Below are 15,191 nucleotides of genomic sequence, written 5' to 3'. Positions count from 1 at the left end.
CGCTCCGCTGAACGGCGGCCGTGCACCCTGCACGGCCGCCGTTCGTGCGTCCGGGCACGGCAGGTGACCTCGTCTCAGTGGAGCGCGGTCACCTCGCCGAGTTCCCTGCCCCAGAACCGTGCCCACTCGCGCAGGCGCGGGGTGAACGCCGCGGGATCGATCGTGCCGTCGAACCCGTCGAGCGTCACGGATGTCGCGCGCGCCCGTTCGACCTTCCGCCAGAGCCCGACCACTCGGCCGTTCTGCACGAGCGTGGGCTGGAAGACGCCGTTGCCGCCCGGCACCACCCGCGGCGCATGCGCCGGGTCGCAGACCGGGCCGCGATCGCGATACCCGAGGTAGTACTCGTCGAACGCCGCGAGCACGTGGCGTCCGGTGGCACGCGAAGCTCCAGTGCTCTCGCTCGGCTCTGAATCGGAGACGACGAAGCGCTCGTCGTCGAATGCGACGACCTGATCACCCGCTTCGGCGAGGGCCGCGCGCGCATCGGTCAGCGTGAGCCCGCTCCACCAGGAGAAGTCCTGCACGGTGGCGGGCCCGTGCCCGGTCAGATACGCGACGAACAGCGCCGTCAGCGTCGCGTCACGCGCCCGCGCCGGTGCGACGCGCGGCGACCATTCGTCGAGCAGCACGAATCGCTGACCGCGACCCTCGACGGGTCCGCAGCAGAGCACGCCGTCGTGAGCGAGCCACCAGATCAGGTGGTAGCCGCGCTGCCCCGCCGTCGAGATGCCGGCACTCTGCCAGGCGGCCTGCAGTTCGTCGCGCGAGAGCGAGCGGCCGCCCACGAGTTCGCGCTCCGCGATGCCGCGCGCGGCGGCGTAGACCTCGGCGTCGAGCCCGAGCTCCCGGTGGGTCGTGGTTGCCTTCTGCAGGATGCGCGGGCCCGTGATCGCGAGGATGTCGCGCAGTGACTCGGCGGGCACCAGATGCAGGGTGCCGCGCATGGGCCACGACCGGAGCACCTCGCGCGACTCGATGGCGGCATCGACGTCGGCGGCGACCGATCCGCGCACGCGCGCGCCGAGCACCCATTTCGAGGCGGCGAAGTCCTGCGCTTGCACCGCACCGAGACGTCGTACCGCCGCGGTGACCGAGGGCAGGCCCCGTGCGAGCCCGTGCGAGTCGAGTCGGGCAGCGCGGACGCGCGCGTCGCTGGCGAGATTCGGCATGCTCAGAGTCTGGCGGAAGCCTGAGACATCCGCTGTGCTGCGGTCTCGCCACCACGGAGCCGCGCCCGGCGGGATAGACTGGGAGGCTGTGCCGCTCGGCACGCCATCCCACCCCTTTCGTTTCGGAGGAACCCCCGTGCTCGCCGTTCATGATCTCGAGATCCGCATCGGTGCGCGCGTGCTGATGGAGCACGTCGACTTCCGCGTCTCCGATGGCGACAAGATCGGCCTCGTCGGCCGGAACGGTGCCGGCAAGACCACCCTCACGAAGACACTCGCGGGCGAGACGATGCCCACGGGGGGCCGCATCGACCGCAGCGGCGAGATCGGCTACCTGCCGCAGGATCCGCGCTCGGGCGACCCCGAGATGCTCGCTCGCACCCGCATCCTCGATGCACGCGGGCTCGGGCAGATCGCACTCGGCATGCACGAGGCGAGCATGAACATGGGCAGTGACGACCCCGAGGTCGCCGAACGCGCCATGAAGAAGTACGGCAACCTGACCGACCGCTTCAACGCGCTCGGCGGGTACGCCGCCGAAGCCGAGGCCGCCTCGATCGCCTCGAACCTGAACCTGCCCGACCGCATCCTCGACCAGCCGCTGAAGACCCTCTCCGGTGGTCAGCGACGCCGCATCGAGCTCGCTCGCATCCTCTTCTCCGACGCCGAGACGATGATCCTCGACGAACCGACGAACCACCTCGACGCCGACTCCGTCGTCTGGCTCCGCGAGTTCCTGAAGAACTACCGCGGCGGCGTCATCGTGATCTCCCACGATGTCGTGCTCGTCGGCGAGGTCGTGAACCGGGTGTTCTACCTCGACGCGAACCGCTCGGCGATCGACATCTACAACATGGGCTGGAAGCACTACCAGCGCCAGCGTGCCGCAGATGAGGAGCGCCGCAAGAAGGAGCGGATGAACGCCGAGAAGAAGGCGGGGGTCCTGCAGCTGCAGGCCGCGAAGTTCGGTGCCAAGGCGTCGAAGGCCGCCGCGGCGCACCAGATGGTCGCCCGAGCCGAGAAGCTGCTCGCCGGCCTCGAAGAGGTGCGCGCCGTCGACCGCGTCGCGAAGCTCCGCTTCCCGACGCCGGCTCCCTGCGGCCGCACCCCGATCACGGCAACAGACCTGTCGAAGAGCTACGGCTCGCTCGAGATCTTCACCGCCGTCGACCTCGCGATCGACCGCGGCTCGAAGGTCGTCATCATCGGCCTGAACGGTGCCGGCAAGACGACCCTGCTCCGCATCCTCGCGGGCGTCGACGCGCCCGACACGGGCGTCGTCGAAGCCGGCCACGGCCTGCGGGTCGGCTACTACGCGCAGGAGCACGAGACGATCGACGTCAAGCGTTCGGTGCTCCAGAACATGGTGAGCGCATCGCCGAACCTCACCGAGACCGAGGCGCGCAAGGTGCTCGGCTCGTTCCTCTTCACGGGCGACGACGTGCACAAGGCGGCCGGCGTGCTCTCGGGCGGTGAGAAGACGCGTCTCGCGCTCGCGATGATCGTCGTCTCTGGTGCGAACGTGCTGCTCCTCGACGAACCGACCAACAACCTCGACCCCGCGAGCCGCGCCGAGATCCTCGACGCCCTCGCGCACTACGAGGGCTCGGTCGTGCTCGTCTCGCACGACCCGGGCGCCGTCGAGGCGCTGAATCCCGAGCGCGTGCTCATCATGCCCGACGGCACCGAAGACCACTGGAGCCGCGAGTACCAGGAGCTCATCGAGCTGGCGTGAGGCCGGCGTGCTCGGCTAGTGCCGGTCGAGCACGCCGTCTTCGAGGTCGGCGTCGGCGTCGCGCCGCTTCTGCTTCGGCTTGCGGGCCGCGCGCGTCGCGGCATCCGTCGAACCGGATGTCTCCGCGAGCGCCTTGCGCTCCTGGTTCGCCGCCCAGGCGAGGCCGACGAAGCCCATGAGGGCGAAGACGTACCACTGCAGCGCGTACGAGAGGTGCGGGCCTTCGTCGCGTTCGGGGCGGGCGGCCGCCAGCGGCGGTTCGTCGGCGTCGGCCCCGGTCTGCACGAGCACGCCGTAGGCCGCCGTGTAGCTCGGCTCGCCGACGCGCTCGGAGAGCTCTTCGAGGTCGATGGTCGCGAACTCGTTCCCCGTCGACGTTCGGCCGTCGATGCGCCCTTCACCGGCCTTCAGTCGGGCCTCGATCTCGACGTGCCCGCTCGGCGGCGGCGGCACGTCGCTCGGCCGGCCCTCGGAGTTCTGCGCGATCCACCCGCGGTCGACCATGAACACGGTGCCGTCGTCGAGCCGGAACGGCGTGATCACCTGGAAGCCCGAACTGCCCTCGAACGGGCGGTTGCGCACGACGACCTCCTCGTCGGCGAGGTACTCACCCGAGAGGGCGACCACCTGCCAGCGCTGATCGATGGCGAAGGCGTCGGGGTCGGGCAGCGCCTCGGCGACGGACACGGCGGCGGCGTCGTAGTTCGCGTCGATACGCGCCACTTCGGCGAGCGCCTCGGTGCGCCGGTTGAACTGCCAGGCGCCGAGCGCAGAGCAGACGATCGCGAAGACGACGGTGAGCAGCAGGTAGCCCGCCCATCGCCGGTGCAACAGGAATCGCCAGTCGTTCACTCGTCGTCTCCGTCTGCGGCGTCGGGCCGCGATCCATCGATGTCTGCGAATGCCGCGACCGCGACCGGGAACGAGCGCGCCTCGAGGAAACCGCGCAGGTAGTCGACGTGCTCGTCGCACGCGAGCCAGGTCTTGCCGCGGTCGCCGGTGTGGATGCGCGGGTTGCGCCAGTCGATGCGCCAGGTCGCGGGCTCGCGGCATTGCGCGCGCGAGCAGGCGCCGTGGTCGGGCGACGCGCCCAGTCCACCGATCATGCCGCGCCGCGTTCGTCGTGGCGGGAATCGTCCTCTTGGTGAGGCGGTTCCTGGTGAGGCTCGTCGCGTGGTGCGGCGTTCCCAGTGCTCGGCGCGTCATCCGTCGGCGGGGGAGTGCGACGCAGGAGCCCGCCGGGGCGGAGCACCGCGCGCTGGCGGCCGGAGCCCTGCACGTTGGCGATCACCACCGCGAAGTACGGGAGGAAGATCGCCCCTGCGGCGAACACCGCGAGCCACCAGCCCCGTGCGAAGAGCAGCCCGATGACGCAGAGCACGCGGATCGACATCGCGATCGAGTACTTGATCATGCGCGACCGCCGCTCCGCTTCGGGCGAGGGCGGCAGCGTGGTGATCGACTGCTGCTGCTTCATGGTGGTCGCCGTGGTCCTGCGGCACTCCTCTTGCGTCAAGCCTACGTCCGACTGCGGGCGACGGATGCCTCGAATACGCGAGCCTCTAAGCTGAAACGGGCCGATCGGCCCGACGCCAGAAGGAGAAGTACGCATGACGACGAGCCGCACCGTTCTCGTGACCGGTGGCAACCGGGGAATCGGGTTCGCGATCGCCCGCGAGTTCATCGCCCAGGGCCACCGCGTGGCCGTGACCGCCCGCTCGGGCGAAGGGCCCGAAGGCTCGCTCACCGTTCGGGCCGACGTCACCGACGCGGCATCCGTCGACGCCGCCTTCACCGAGATCGAAGCGGCACTCGGCCCGGTCGAGGTCGTCGTCGCGAACGCCGGCATCACGCGTGACACGCTGCTGCTCCGCATGAGCGAAGACGACTTCACGAGCGTCATCGACACCAACCTGACCGGCGCGTTCCGTGTCGTCAAGCGCGCATCCAAGGGCATGCTGAAGGCGCGCTTCGGGCGCATCGTGTTGATCTCGAGCGTCGTCGGCCTCTACGGATCGGCCGGCCAGGTCAACTACTCGGCGTCGAAGGCCGGACTCGTCGGCATGGCGCGCTCGCTCACCCGCGAGCTCGGAGCGCGCAACATCACTGCCAACGTCGTCGCCCCCGGGTTCATCGAGACCGACATGACCGACGCATTGCCCGAGGCCCAGCAGGCCGAGTACCAGAAGAGCATCCCGCTCGGTCGCTTCGCAGCGCCCGAGGAGGTCGCGAAGGTCGTGGCCTGGCTCGCGGGCGATGACGCCGGGTACATCTCGGGCGCCGTCATCCCCGTCGACGGTGGACTCGGCATGGGGCACTAGCCGACTCCAGTTTCGCCGATCATTGACCCCGCCGCGCACCCGCGGGAGACTTGGGACACTCGGGTCGAGATTCGACATCCGATGCAGGTTCAGTTCGGGGGAACGATGAATCGCATTGCGAGACGCCTCGCGGTGCTGCAGCGGAGAGCATGGGCGAGGGGGAGCCATGTCGGAGCACGTCGAACCACCGCAGCCGGCCGCCAAGCCGGGTCGCGGATGGATCTGGATCGTCGTGGTGATCGCGGTCGTCCTCGGACTGGTCGCGGGATTCCTCGGCGGACTGCTCGGTCGGAACCTCGCGAGTCCGGCACCCGCTTCGGCGCCTGAGGCGTCGGCGTCCTCGGCGGTCGCCGATGGCAGCGTCTGCGATGCGACGCAGGTCTCGGAGTCCGTGCTGCCCGCCGTGGTGACCATCTCCGCGAGCAACGGCTCCGAAGGCGGTGTGGGAACCGGCGAGATCATCAGGGACGACGGCTTCATCGTCACGAACAACCACGTGATCTCGGTCGCGGCCGACGGCGGCGAGATCGCCGTGCTGTACAGCAGCGGCGAGACCGCACCCGCGACCCTCGTCGGTCGCGATCCACGGGCCGACATCGCCGTGCTCAAGGTCGACCACCCGTCCGCGCTGCCGACGATCGAGGTCGGGAGCTCGGCGAATGTCGTCGTCGGGCAGCCGGTCGTCGCTCTCGGTGCCCCGCTCGGCCTCTCGGGGTCGGTGACCGCGGGCATCGTCAGTGCGCTCGGCCGTGAGGTGACGGTGCCGGGCGACGGTGACGAGACGACGATCCTGACCGGTGCGATCCAGACGGATGCCGCGATCAACCCGGGCAACTCGGGCGGTCCGCTCGTCGACTGCGATGGTCTCCTGATCGGCATCAACACCGCGATCGCCACGGTGCCGAACGAGGCGGGCGAAGCGGGAGGCGGCAGCGTCGGCATCGGATTCGCCGTGCCCGTCGACCGCGCGATGTCGATCGTCGACCAGCTCATCTCGAGCGGCACTGCGACCTATCCGTACTTCGGAGTGTCCGTCGTCGCGATCCCCGAGAGCGCCGCCGCGGACTTCGGTGTCGAGGGCGGCCTGTACGTGGCCTCGGTCGTCGCTGGCGGGCCCGCCGACGAAGCCGGGATCCGGGCCGGCGACATCATCCTCGCGGTCGACGGCGAACCGGCGACCGACCCGGAGGCGCTGACGGCGATCACGCTGGAGGCCCAGGTCGGCGACGAGGTCGAGATCGCGTACCTCCGCGACGGCACCCCGGCGACGACGACCGTGACGCTGCAGGAGGCGCCGCTGGGCTGATCCGAGCGCAGGGCGGGGCCGGAACACGCTGACCGCATGGGCGACCGGGCATCACGAACCGGCCGCCCATCCCGCCTGTCAGAGCGCGGCGACCATCAGCGAGGTCCCGGAGTCCTGCCGGCCGATATCGGCACGATCGAACGGTCCACCCCACGACAGACCGAACTGGTTCGCATCATTCCGGTCGACGGAGTAGGCGAGCTCGGCCTGATTCTTCAGCCACTTCTTGTACGGATGGCCCGGCAGCACGTCGTCCAGTTCCGCGAGGTTGCGCGCGAAGATCCCCTTGAACGCCGACTGATCCGTGTTGCACCGGGTCGGCTCGCACGGCTCCGTCAACACGCCTCCCGGCGCCAACGCGGGGCTCGAGAGCGTGGCATCTGCGATCGCCCTCGCCTCGGTGAGCAGACTGCGGTCGCCCGTCGCCTCAGCGAGCTCGACCAGACCGCCGATGAGCGAGCCCTGGTTGTAGGTCCAGGTCGTCCCGCCGTTGCTCGTGCAGTCATCCCGGAGCCCATCGTTGACCAGATGGTCCGAATTGATCATGCCGCTCGCCTTGAACCACTCCCATTCCTCGAGCGCACGGGAGAGGTAGAACGTGTCCCCGGGGATGGCGTTGTGGAGTGAAGCCGTCAGCTTGAGGTACAGCGAATTGCTGATGGCGTTCTTGTAGCTGTTCGACGGGATGTCCCAGACGATCCCGCCACCGCAACGGTCGTCCCAGTAGTCGCGCATGTAGGCCTCATCGAGCTTGGCGATGTCGAGGTACTCGGTCTTCCCCGTGAGTTCGTACAGGCGCACCATCGCCAACGCGTACCATCCCGTGTCGTCGGTGGAGTCGGTCCGGAACTCACCTCCGCCCTGCGGCCACCAGTCCTGCGGAGCCCGCAGCATCGTCACGGCCTCTTCGACCAGCGGGAGGTAGGACGTGTCGTTCGCTCGCTGCTCGAAGTCCAGCACCACCTGCAGTGAGTTTCCGGTCTGCCACCATGAGGGGCCCGGATCGAACCGTCCGTTCTCCGGGTTGTAGAAGTCCACCAGCGCAGCCACCGCCGCCGCGGCGTGATGACGAGAGCTGTCGGACTGCGTCTGCACCTGCGGGGGCCTGTGCGCGCCATCGGGCGGTGCCGCCTGCGCCGATATCGTCGTCGTTCCGATCATCAACGCGCCCGCAGCTGCGCCGATGATCACCTTCCACGTGCTCTGCATGTGCCGCATATCTTCGTCTCGCTCCTTTGCTCGACAACTATGTGCGGACAAGAATACATGGACGGGTTCGTCTCGAGTCAAGCCCGCCAACCACCCGCTGTTCATGGAGAAGGTCCGTTCGCAGCGTCCGACACCATCGTCGGCTCGCACCGAACCACTCGACGCTCCGGAGCGGTCAGAACGCGCTGCCGAGCCAGAGCCCGAGGCCTGCGGCCGTGAGCGAGAACACGAGCATCAGCACCCCGCTGACGAACGAGGCGGCGAATCGTCGCTGTCGAACGAGCTGCACCGTCTCGTAGCTCGCGGTGCTGAAGGTCGTGTAGCCGCCGAGGAACCCGGTTCCGAGCACGAGCGCGAGCTCGGGGGACAGCAGGTTCGAGAGGGTTGCGCCGATGATGAGGCCGAGCGCGAAGGAACCCGACACGTTGATGACCGTCGTCGCCCAGGGGAACGCGGTGCGGACTCGTGACCGGATGAGGCCGTCAACCACGAAGCGCACGCCCGCGCCGAGCCCGCCCGTGACGACGATCAGGAGGAAGAGCGGCAGCGTCATGCGGCTTCACCACCTCGACCGGTGCGTCGCCGGCTTCCGTCGGATGCGGTCCCGGCGACGATTCCCGCCCAGGTGGCGAGACCGCCGACCAGCAGGGTGCCGAACGCGTAGAGCGTCGCCGCGCCGAGCCCACCGTTCACCGCGAGCACGACGGTGTCGTTGGCGAGCGCGCTGTAGGTCGTGAATCCGCCGCAGAAACCGGTGCCGAGGAGGAGGCGGATCCGCACGGCCGATGCGTCCGCGGGGCTCCGGTGCGCGAGCAGGGAATACAGGCAACCGAGCACGAACGCGCCGACGATGTTGACGAGCGCGATGGCGATCGGCACCCCAGCGACGGTGGGGATCGCCAGAGTGAGCCCGGCGCGGGCAGCGGACCCGGCCATGCCTCCCACCACGACGAGCCCGATGGCCGCCCACCGGAGGTGTGGTGGCCGTGCATCCGTCACGAGTCGGTTCCGCGGCCGGGCTCGGCCGCCGCGTGCTGCGATGCAGGAACGATGACGATCGGTCGCGGTTGGCGGTGCGCCAGTTGCGCGCCGACCGAGCGACTGAAGAACTCGCGCACGCTCCCGCCGAGTGAGTGCTCGTGCGCGCCCACGACGATCATGGCGGCGTCGAGCGTCTCGGCGAGGTGCCCGAGAGCACCGGCGACGTCGCCGGCGAGCGCGAGCGTGCGCCAGGGCACGGCGGTCGTGGCGAGGCGCTCTCGCAGCGATCGGGTCAGCGATTCGTCGAACACCGTCTCATCGTCGCCGGCGAAATCGGGATCGAGCGAGGCGCTCTCGACCGATCCGTCGGCGGCCTCCTCGACCGGATAGCGAGCAGGGTTGACGTACGCGCACACCAACTCGGTTCCGAACCGACTCGCGAACACGGCAGCCTGCTGCACCACCTGTGCGGGCTGCCCGGGTACCACGCCGACGATCACCGGCTGCGTCGAGCGCACACCCTCGACCTCAGCCATGCCGCGATGCTACGCCGCCGCGTGCACAGGGGTCAACGAGCGGCACTCCCCGGTTCACCCACGAAGGCCGAGCACGGTGAGCACCGGCGACAGGTCGGGGCGGTCGATCATGAGATCCGCCTGCGCTCGCACGATCGGCTTCGCGCAGAAGGCGATGCCGAGTGCTGCCCGGTCGAGCATCTGCAGGTCGTTCGCGCCGTCGCCGACCGCGACGGTGCGCCGGATCGGGATGCCGGCGGCATCCGCCCATTCGGCGAGCGCGGTCGCCTTCGCGGCGGCGTCGATGATCGGCCCGTCGACCCGGCCGGTGAGTCGTCCATCGGTGACCTCCAGCCGATTCGCCCGGCAGAAGTCGAGCCCGAGACGCTCGGCGAGCGGGTCGAGCAACTCGTGGAAGCCGCCGGAGACGACGCCGACGCGTCCGCCGGCCGCATGCACGCCGTCGATGAGCTGCTGCACGCCGGGGGTGGGCGTCATCCGCTCACGTGCGGCGGCGAGCACCGAGACGTCGAGTCCGGCGAGCGTCGCAACCCGCTCGCGCAGGCTCTCGGCGAAGTCGAGCTCGCCGCGCATGGCCCGCTCGGTGACGGCGGCGACGTGTTCGAGGGTGCCTGCGGCCTCGGCCAGCAGTTCGATCGCCTCTTCGCGGATGAGGGTCGAGTCGGCGTCGAGCACGACGAGGGGGCCGCTCGCGCGGCCGATGGTGCCGGCGCTCACGCGGTGGCCCGGACGCGCGAGCCCTTGCCCACGACGGTGATTCCGCTGTCGGTCACGATGAACCCCCTGGCGATGTCTTCGGCCCGGTCGACGCCGATGCGCGCTCCCGCCTCGACGATGACCTCCTTGTCGAGGATCGCCCGTTGCACGGTCGCTCGGGCGTCGATGCGCGCCCGGTCGAAGAGGATCGAGTCGGAGACGTGCGCACCGGAGCCGACCTTCGCCCACGGCCCGATGACGCTGCGTTCGACGTGGGCACCCGAGATCACGGAGCCGAGCGAGACGATCGAGTCGATGACCGTACCGAGGGTGCCTCGGGCGTCGCGGGTGAACTTCGCCGGCGGGGAGTTCAGTTGCTGGCTGAAGATGGGCCACTCCCGGTTGTACAGGTTGAAGACGGGCAGCACCGAGATGAGGTCTTGGTGCGCCTCGAAGAACGAGTCGATGGTTCCGACGTCGCGCCAGTAGTACCGGTCGCGATCGGTCGACCCGGGCACCTCGTTGCGCTGCAGGTCGTAGACGCCCGCTGCGCCCTGCGCCACGAATGCCGGGATGATGTCGCCGCCCATGTCGTGGCTCGAGTCCGTGCGTTCGCCGTCGCGCAGCACGGCATCGATGAGCGCATCGGCGTCGAACACGTAGTTGCCCATCGAGGCGAGCACTTCACCGGGGGAGTCGGGCAGCCCGACGGGGTCGGTGGGCTTCTCGAGGAAGCGGTGGATGCGGCCGGGGTCGGCGGCGTCGACCTCGATGACGCCGAACTGGTCGGCGAGCCCGATCGGCTGCCGGATCGCAGCCACGGTCGCCGCAGCGCCCGACTCGATGTGCGCGTCGATCATCTGGCTGAAGTCCATGCGGTACACGTGGTCGGCGCCGACGACGACGATGATGTCGGGCTGCTCGTCGTAGATGAGGTTGAGGCTCTGCAGGATGGCGTCGGCCGACCCCGAGAACCAGCGCTTGCCGAGGCGCTGCTGCGCCGGCACGGAGGCGACGTAGGAGTTCAGGAGTCCGCTCATGCGCCAGGTCTGCGACACGTGCCGGTCGAGGCTGTGCGACTTGTACTGGGTGAGCACGACGATCTGCCGCAGCCCCGAGTTCAGCAGATTCGAGAGCGCGAAATCGATCAGTCGGTATTGCCCTCCGAAGGGCACCGCCGGCTTCGCACGGTCTTCCGTCAGGGGCATGAGTCGCTTGCCCTCGCCGCCGGCGAGGACGATGCCGAATACCTTGCGCGTCGCCATGCCACAACTGTAGTCAGCGCGAGCCGTCGGCGGGCCGCGAAGTCGGGGCATGACGGATGCCGCTGCGCTACGTTTGCTGCATGCGCGTCGACCTGCTCACCCGCGAGTACCCACCCGAGGTCTACGGCGGTGCCGGTGTGCACGTCGCCGAGCTCGTTCGCGCGCTGCGCACGAGCATCGACGTGCAGGTGCGGTGCTTCGGTGCGCCGCGTGACGAAGTGGGAACCTTCGGCTATCCGACGCCGCCCGAGTTCGCGGAGGCGAACCCGGCGCTCGGCACGATGGGTGTCGATCTGCTCATGGCCGGCGACGCGGCCGGGGCCGATCTCGTGCACTCGCACACCTGGTACGCGAATTTCGCCGGCTTCACGGCGAAGCGCCTGCACGGGGTGCCGCACGTCGTGACCGCGCACAGCCTCGAGCCGCTGCGACCGTGGAAGGCCGAGCAGCTCGGCGGCGGCTACCGGCTCTCGTCGTGGGTCGAGCGCGCCGCCTTCGAAGACGCCGATGCGGTCATCGCAGTCAGTGAGGGCATGCGCCGCGACATCCTTCGGTCGTATCCCTCGATCGAGCCGAGCCGGGTCGAGGTCGTGTACAACGGCATCGATCTCGTCGACTGGGCTCCGCACCACGACCCCGATGTCGTGCGGTCGCTGGGCGTCGACCCCGATCGGCCGTCGGTGATCTTCGTCGGCCGCATCACGCGGCAGAAGGGGCTGCCCTACCTGCTGCGTGCGGCGCGGCTGCTGCCCGACGACGTGCAGCTCGTGCTGTGCGCCGGTGCGCCCGATACCGACGAGATCATGGCGGAGGTCACCTCCCTCGTCGACGAGCTGCGCAGCGAACGCGACGGCGTCGTGTGGATCGATCGTCATCTGCCCCGCGCGGAGCTCTCGGCGCTCCTCACGGCCGCAACGACCTTCGTCTGCCCCTCGGTCTACGAACCCCTCGGCATCGTGAACCTCGAAGCCATGGCCTGCGGCGCTCCGGTCGTCGGCACCGCGACGGGCGGCATCCCCGAGGTCGTCGCCGACGGCGTCACGGGGGTGCTCGTGCCGATCGAGCAGCTCGACGACGGCACCGGCACGCCGGTCGATCCCGACCGGTTCGTCGCCGATCTCGCCGCCGCGCTCACGGCCGTGGTGAGCGATCCCGCCCGCGCGGCCGAGATGGGTGCTGCAGGGCGCCGCCGCGCCGAGACCGACTTCGGCTGGGCCGCGATCGCCGAACGCACGCTCGACCTCTACGGGCGCGTCCTCGCTCGATGACCTGCCGCCGACGCGCTCTGCGTGCGGGGTGCGCCGAGCGACCTCCGCGCTGCCGATAGCATGGGACGCATGGCGAGCACGGTTCTGCAGTTCCACGATGTGTCGGTGGTCCGCGATGGCAACACGATCCTCGACTCCGTCAACTGGAGCGTCGCCTCCGATGAGCGATGGGTCATCCTCGGGCCGAACGGCGCGGGCAAGACCACGCTGCTGCAGATCGCAGCCGCAGCGATGCACCCGACCTCGGGCTCGGCCGACGTGCTGCAGGAGGCGCTCGGCAAGGTCGACGTCTTCGAGCTGCGCCCCATGATCGGCTTCGCCTCGACGGCGATGGCCCGTAAGATCCCGCGCAACGAGACCGTCATCGACGTCGTGCTCACGGCGGCGTACTCGGTCACCGGCCGATGGAACGAGGAGTACGAGGCGATCGACCTGCGTCGTGCGCAGCGCGTGCTCTCGGAGTGGGGCCTCGAGGGCTTCGCCGACCGCCGCTTCGGCAGCCTCTCCGACGGCGAGCAGAAGCGCGTGCAGATCGCCCGATCGGTCATGACCGACCCCGAACTGCTGCTGCTCGACGAGCCGGCCGCGAGCCTCGACCTCGGTGCCCGCGAAGAGCTCGTCGCGCTGCTCGGCGGCTACGCCGCATCGTCGGCTTCTCCCGCGATCGTGATGGTCACCCACCACGTCGAAGAGATCCCCGTCGGCTTCACGCACGCACTGCTGCTGCAGAAGGGCGGCATCGTGACCGCGGGTCCGCTCGCGGAGTCGCTCACCGCCGAGAACCTCTCGAAGACGTTCGACATGAAGATCGAACTGACCGAGACCGACGGTCGATACGCGGCTCGCGCCGTGTGACCGCATTTCGCTGTCGACTCTGCTAAGATCGATAGCTGGCCCGTGGGCCGCCTTTCTTCCCTGCGTGCGCGCAGGTTTCGTATCCACCGTCCGAATGCTTCACCAGCTGAAATCCAAGGAAGTCTCCATGAAGACCGACATCCACCCCGAGTACAACGCGATCGTCTTCCGCGACCTCGCTTCGGGCGCCACGTTCCTCACCCGCTCGACGGCGACGAGCGACAAGACGATCGAGCTCGACGGTGAGACCTACCCGGTCATCGACGTCGAGATCTCGTCGGAGTCGCACCCGTTCTACACGGGCAAGCAGCGCATCATGGACTCGGCCGGTCGCGTCGAGAAGTTCAACCAGCGCTTCAAGAACTTCGGCGCGTAAGCACTGTCGTCCACGAAGGCCCCGCCATCGGCGGGGCCTTCGTCGTACGCTCGGCCGTCGACGGGCGGCCGCAGCGGGCGTCGTGCTAGCGTCGCCGGATGCCGGGACGATCGAGCACTCGCAGGAGCATGCCACGAGCACTCGTGCTGCCCGCCGCAGTGACGGGTGCGGGCATCGCGCTCCGCGCGTTCTGTGACGATGACGTCGAGACGGTGTGCGAGGCGTCGCGAGACCCGCTGATCCCCGACCTCACGACCGTTCCTCGCGACGCCGATCGGCGCGGCGCCCTCGCCTACATCGCCCGCCAGCATCGACGCCTGCGCTCGGGCACCGGGTACTCGTTCGCGATCGCGGACGCAGCGGATCGCGCCATCGGCCAGATCGGGCTCTGGCCCGTTCGCGACGATCCGGGGCGCGCGAGCGTCGGCTACTGGGTCGTCGAGTCGGCGCGCGGCAACGGCCACGCATCCGCGGCGCTGCGTGCGCTCAGCGAGTGGGCGTGGACCCTGCCGTCGATCGAGCGTCTCGAACTGTTCGTCGAACCCTGGAACACCGGCTCCTGGAAGGCGGCCGAGGCGGCCGGGTTCCAGCGCGAGGGGTTGCTCAGGTCGTGGCGCGTGATCCGCTCCGAGCGACGCGACCTGCTGGTCTACTCGCGCATTCGCGAGTCGGGGGAGCCGAACGTCGGCTCAGCGCACCGGCCAGGCGCCTGAGGTCGTGAACTCGGGCTCGCCGTTCTTGCGGCGCCACGCCTGGTAGCTTTCGGCCTGCTCGCGGCTCCAGTCGACCTGTCGCGCGTGCAGCTCGGCGACGGCGGTCGCGGCGAGCTCTGGGAAGCTGCGGGCGATGGCCTGCGCGACCCGACCTGCCGCGACCGCGTCGGCACCGGCGTCGTGGGCGTCGTCGAGCACGACGCCGTAGTGCTCGGCGGTCGCGGAGAGCGTGCGCTTGCCGCGGCGGTACTTGTCGACGGCCTTGTCGATGACGAGCGGGTCGATCACGGCACCGGGGACGGGCAGGGGATCGATGCCGTAGCGCGACGCCTCGCGGTCGAGGATCGTGAGGTCGTAGGCGGCGTTGTACGCCACGATCGGCAGGCCGCGCGAAGCGGCATCCGTCAGGGCGCCGATGATCTCAGCGACCGCGTTGATGGCCGACTGCCCCTCGAGGCGGGCGCGCTCGGTGCTGACGCCGTGGATGAGCGACGCCGCCGTCGGGATCTCGACCCCTGGGTCGACGAGCCACTCGCGCTGCTCGAGCACCTCGCCCGACGCGCCGATGACGCCGACGTGCGCCGTGACGATGCGACAGGTGTCGACGTCGATGCCCGTCGTCTCGAGGTCGAAGACGGCGAGCGTGTCGGCCCAGTGGCCACCCAGAAGATCCATGCCGTCAGGCTATGGTCGGCCACCGTCATCGAGGCCGCGCGAGGGCGCGTGTCGGGGGCATCCACACGGCGTCGCCTCTCCAC

General features: G+C 69.6%; 18 protein-coding genes. 7 read left to right on the top strand and 11 right to left on the bottom strand.

Features of this window, described 5'->3' with window-relative positions; all coding sequences use genetic code 11:
* Positions 1-74 precede the first annotated feature (74 nt).
* Positions 75-1,172, bottom strand: coding sequence for a winged helix DNA-binding domain-containing protein (locus tag BJY17_RS03615; protein ID WP_179550162.1), 1,098 nt, complete (start codon positions 1,170-1,172; stop codon positions 75-77).
* A gap of 136 nt (positions 1,173-1,308) precedes the next feature.
* Between BJY17_RS03615 and BJY17_RS03610 the strand changes: the two genes are divergently transcribed.
* Positions 1,309-2,907, top strand: coding sequence for an ABC-F family ATP-binding cassette domain-containing protein (locus tag BJY17_RS03610; protein ID WP_179550161.1), 1,599 nt, complete (start codon positions 1,309-1,311; stop codon positions 2,905-2,907).
* Between the two features lie 15 nt (positions 2,908-2,922).
* Here the strand turns inward: BJY17_RS03610 and BJY17_RS03605 are convergent, their stop codons facing one another.
* From BJY17_RS03605 to BJY17_RS03595, 3 genes are read right to left on the bottom strand one after another with little or no spacing between them, the layout of a single operon-like run.
* Positions 2,923-3,759 carry an SURF1 family cytochrome oxidase biogenesis protein gene (locus BJY17_RS03605; RefSeq protein WP_179550160.1) on the bottom strand — a complete coding sequence of 279 codons (837 nt, stop codon included), beginning with the start codon at positions 3,757-3,759 and terminating at the stop codon, positions 2,923-2,925.
* Positions 3,756-4,013: a hypothetical protein gene (locus BJY17_RS03600; protein ID WP_179550159.1), complete on the bottom strand. Its 258-nt coding sequence runs from the start codon at positions 4,011-4,013 to the stop codon at positions 3,756-3,758. The genes BJY17_RS03605 and BJY17_RS03600 overlap by 4 nt, the downstream gene beginning before the upstream one ends.
* Positions 4,010-4,384 (bottom strand): DUF3099 domain-containing protein, encoded by a 375-nt coding sequence (locus BJY17_RS03595; RefSeq protein ID WP_179550158.1) that lies wholly within the window; start codon positions 4,382-4,384, stop codon positions 4,010-4,012. Before BJY17_RS03595 ends, BJY17_RS03600 begins: the two co-directional genes overlap by 4 nt.
* A 133-nt stretch (positions 4,385-4,517) precedes the next feature.
* Here BJY17_RS03595 and fabG point away from each other — a divergent pair, with 133 nt between their 5' ends.
* Positions 4,518-5,228 (top strand): 3-oxoacyl-[acyl-carrier-protein] reductase, encoded by a 711-nt coding sequence (fabG, locus tag BJY17_RS03590; protein WP_179550157.1) that lies wholly within the window; start codon positions 4,518-4,520, stop codon positions 5,226-5,228.
* Between the two features lie 166 nt (positions 5,229-5,394).
* Positions 5,395-6,534: a S1C family serine protease gene (locus BJY17_RS03585; RefSeq protein ID WP_179550156.1), complete on the top strand. Its 1,140-nt coding sequence runs from the start codon at positions 5,395-5,397 to the stop codon at positions 6,532-6,534.
* 78 nt (positions 6,535-6,612) lie between these two features.
* Here BJY17_RS03585 and BJY17_RS03580 read toward each other — a convergent pair whose 3' ends face one another.
* The 6 genes from BJY17_RS03580 to BJY17_RS03555 form a co-directional block, all read right to left on the bottom strand.
* Complete coding sequence (locus BJY17_RS03580) at positions 6,613-7,743, bottom strand: glycoside hydrolase family 76 protein (RefSeq protein ID WP_218889844.1); 1,131 nt, start codon at positions 7,741-7,743, stop codon at positions 6,613-6,615.
* A 175-nt stretch (positions 7,744-7,918) separates the two neighbouring features.
* Entirely contained in the window at positions 7,919-8,296 is a 378-nt protein-coding gene (gene crcB, locus BJY17_RS03575; RefSeq protein WP_179550155.1) for a fluoride efflux transporter CrcB, read from the bottom strand.
* Positions 8,293-8,691, bottom strand: a complete 399-nt coding sequence (locus BJY17_RS03570; RefSeq protein WP_322789899.1) for a fluoride efflux transporter FluC — start codon at positions 8,689-8,691, stop codon at positions 8,293-8,295. Before BJY17_RS03570 ends, crcB begins: the two co-directional genes overlap by 4 nt.
* Positions 8,692-8,738: 47 nt before the next feature.
* Positions 8,739-9,260: a universal stress protein gene (locus tag BJY17_RS03565; protein WP_179550153.1), complete on the bottom strand. Its 522-nt coding sequence runs from the start codon at positions 9,258-9,260 to the stop codon at positions 8,739-8,741.
* A gap of 54 nt (positions 9,261-9,314) precedes the next feature.
* Positions 9,315-9,977 (bottom strand): phosphoserine phosphatase SerB, encoded by a 663-nt coding sequence (serB, locus tag BJY17_RS03560; RefSeq protein WP_322789737.1) that lies wholly within the window; start codon positions 9,975-9,977, stop codon positions 9,315-9,317.
* Positions 9,974-11,221: a glucose-1-phosphate adenylyltransferase gene (locus BJY17_RS03555; protein ID WP_179550152.1), complete on the bottom strand. Its 1,248-nt coding sequence runs from the start codon at positions 11,219-11,221 to the stop codon at positions 9,974-9,976. The genes serB and BJY17_RS03555 overlap by 4 nt, the downstream gene beginning before the upstream one ends.
* Before the next feature lie 80 nt (positions 11,222-11,301).
* On the opposite strand from BJY17_RS03555, the gene glgA reads away from it, so the two are divergent.
* The 4 genes from glgA (at position 11,302) to BJY17_RS03535 (ending at position 14,433) form a co-directional block, all read left to right on the top strand.
* On the top strand, positions 11,302-12,489 hold the full coding sequence (gene glgA, locus BJY17_RS03550) for a glycogen synthase (protein WP_179550151.1): 1,188 nt from the start codon (positions 11,302-11,304) through the stop codon (positions 12,487-12,489).
* A gap of 69 nt (positions 12,490-12,558) precedes the next feature.
* Positions 12,559-13,344 carry an ABC transporter ATP-binding protein gene (locus BJY17_RS03545; RefSeq protein WP_179550150.1) on the top strand — a complete coding sequence of 262 codons (786 nt, stop codon included), beginning with the start codon at positions 12,559-12,561 and terminating at the stop codon, positions 13,342-13,344.
* Positions 13,345-13,471: 127 nt separating this feature from the next.
* Positions 13,472-13,720 (top strand): type B 50S ribosomal protein L31, encoded by a 249-nt coding sequence (locus BJY17_RS03540; protein WP_056650308.1) that lies wholly within the window; start codon positions 13,472-13,474, stop codon positions 13,718-13,720.
* Between the two features lie 128 nt (positions 13,721-13,848).
* Positions 13,849-14,433, top strand: a complete 585-nt coding sequence (locus BJY17_RS03535; RefSeq protein ID WP_179550149.1) for a GNAT family N-acetyltransferase — start codon at positions 13,849-13,851, stop codon at positions 14,431-14,433.
* Here the strand turns inward: BJY17_RS03535 and BJY17_RS03530 are convergent.
* The gene (locus tag BJY17_RS03530; protein WP_179550148.1) at positions 14,410-15,108 is read right to left on the bottom strand and encodes an exonuclease domain-containing protein; all 699 of its coding nucleotides are present in this window, start codon (positions 15,106-15,108) and stop codon (positions 14,410-14,412) included. The genes BJY17_RS03535 and BJY17_RS03530 overlap by 24 nt on opposite strands.
* Positions 15,109-15,191 lie beyond the last annotated feature (83 nt).

Origin of the sequence: Agromyces hippuratus (genome assembly GCF_013410355.1) — a bacterium.
In the GTDB taxonomy this organism is placed as follows: domain Bacteria; phylum Actinomycetota; class Actinomycetes; order Actinomycetales; family Microbacteriaceae; genus Agromyces; species Agromyces hippuratus.
Note: the sequence above shows the minus strand (reverse complement) of the source record. Positions and strands in the feature narration are given on the sequence as shown.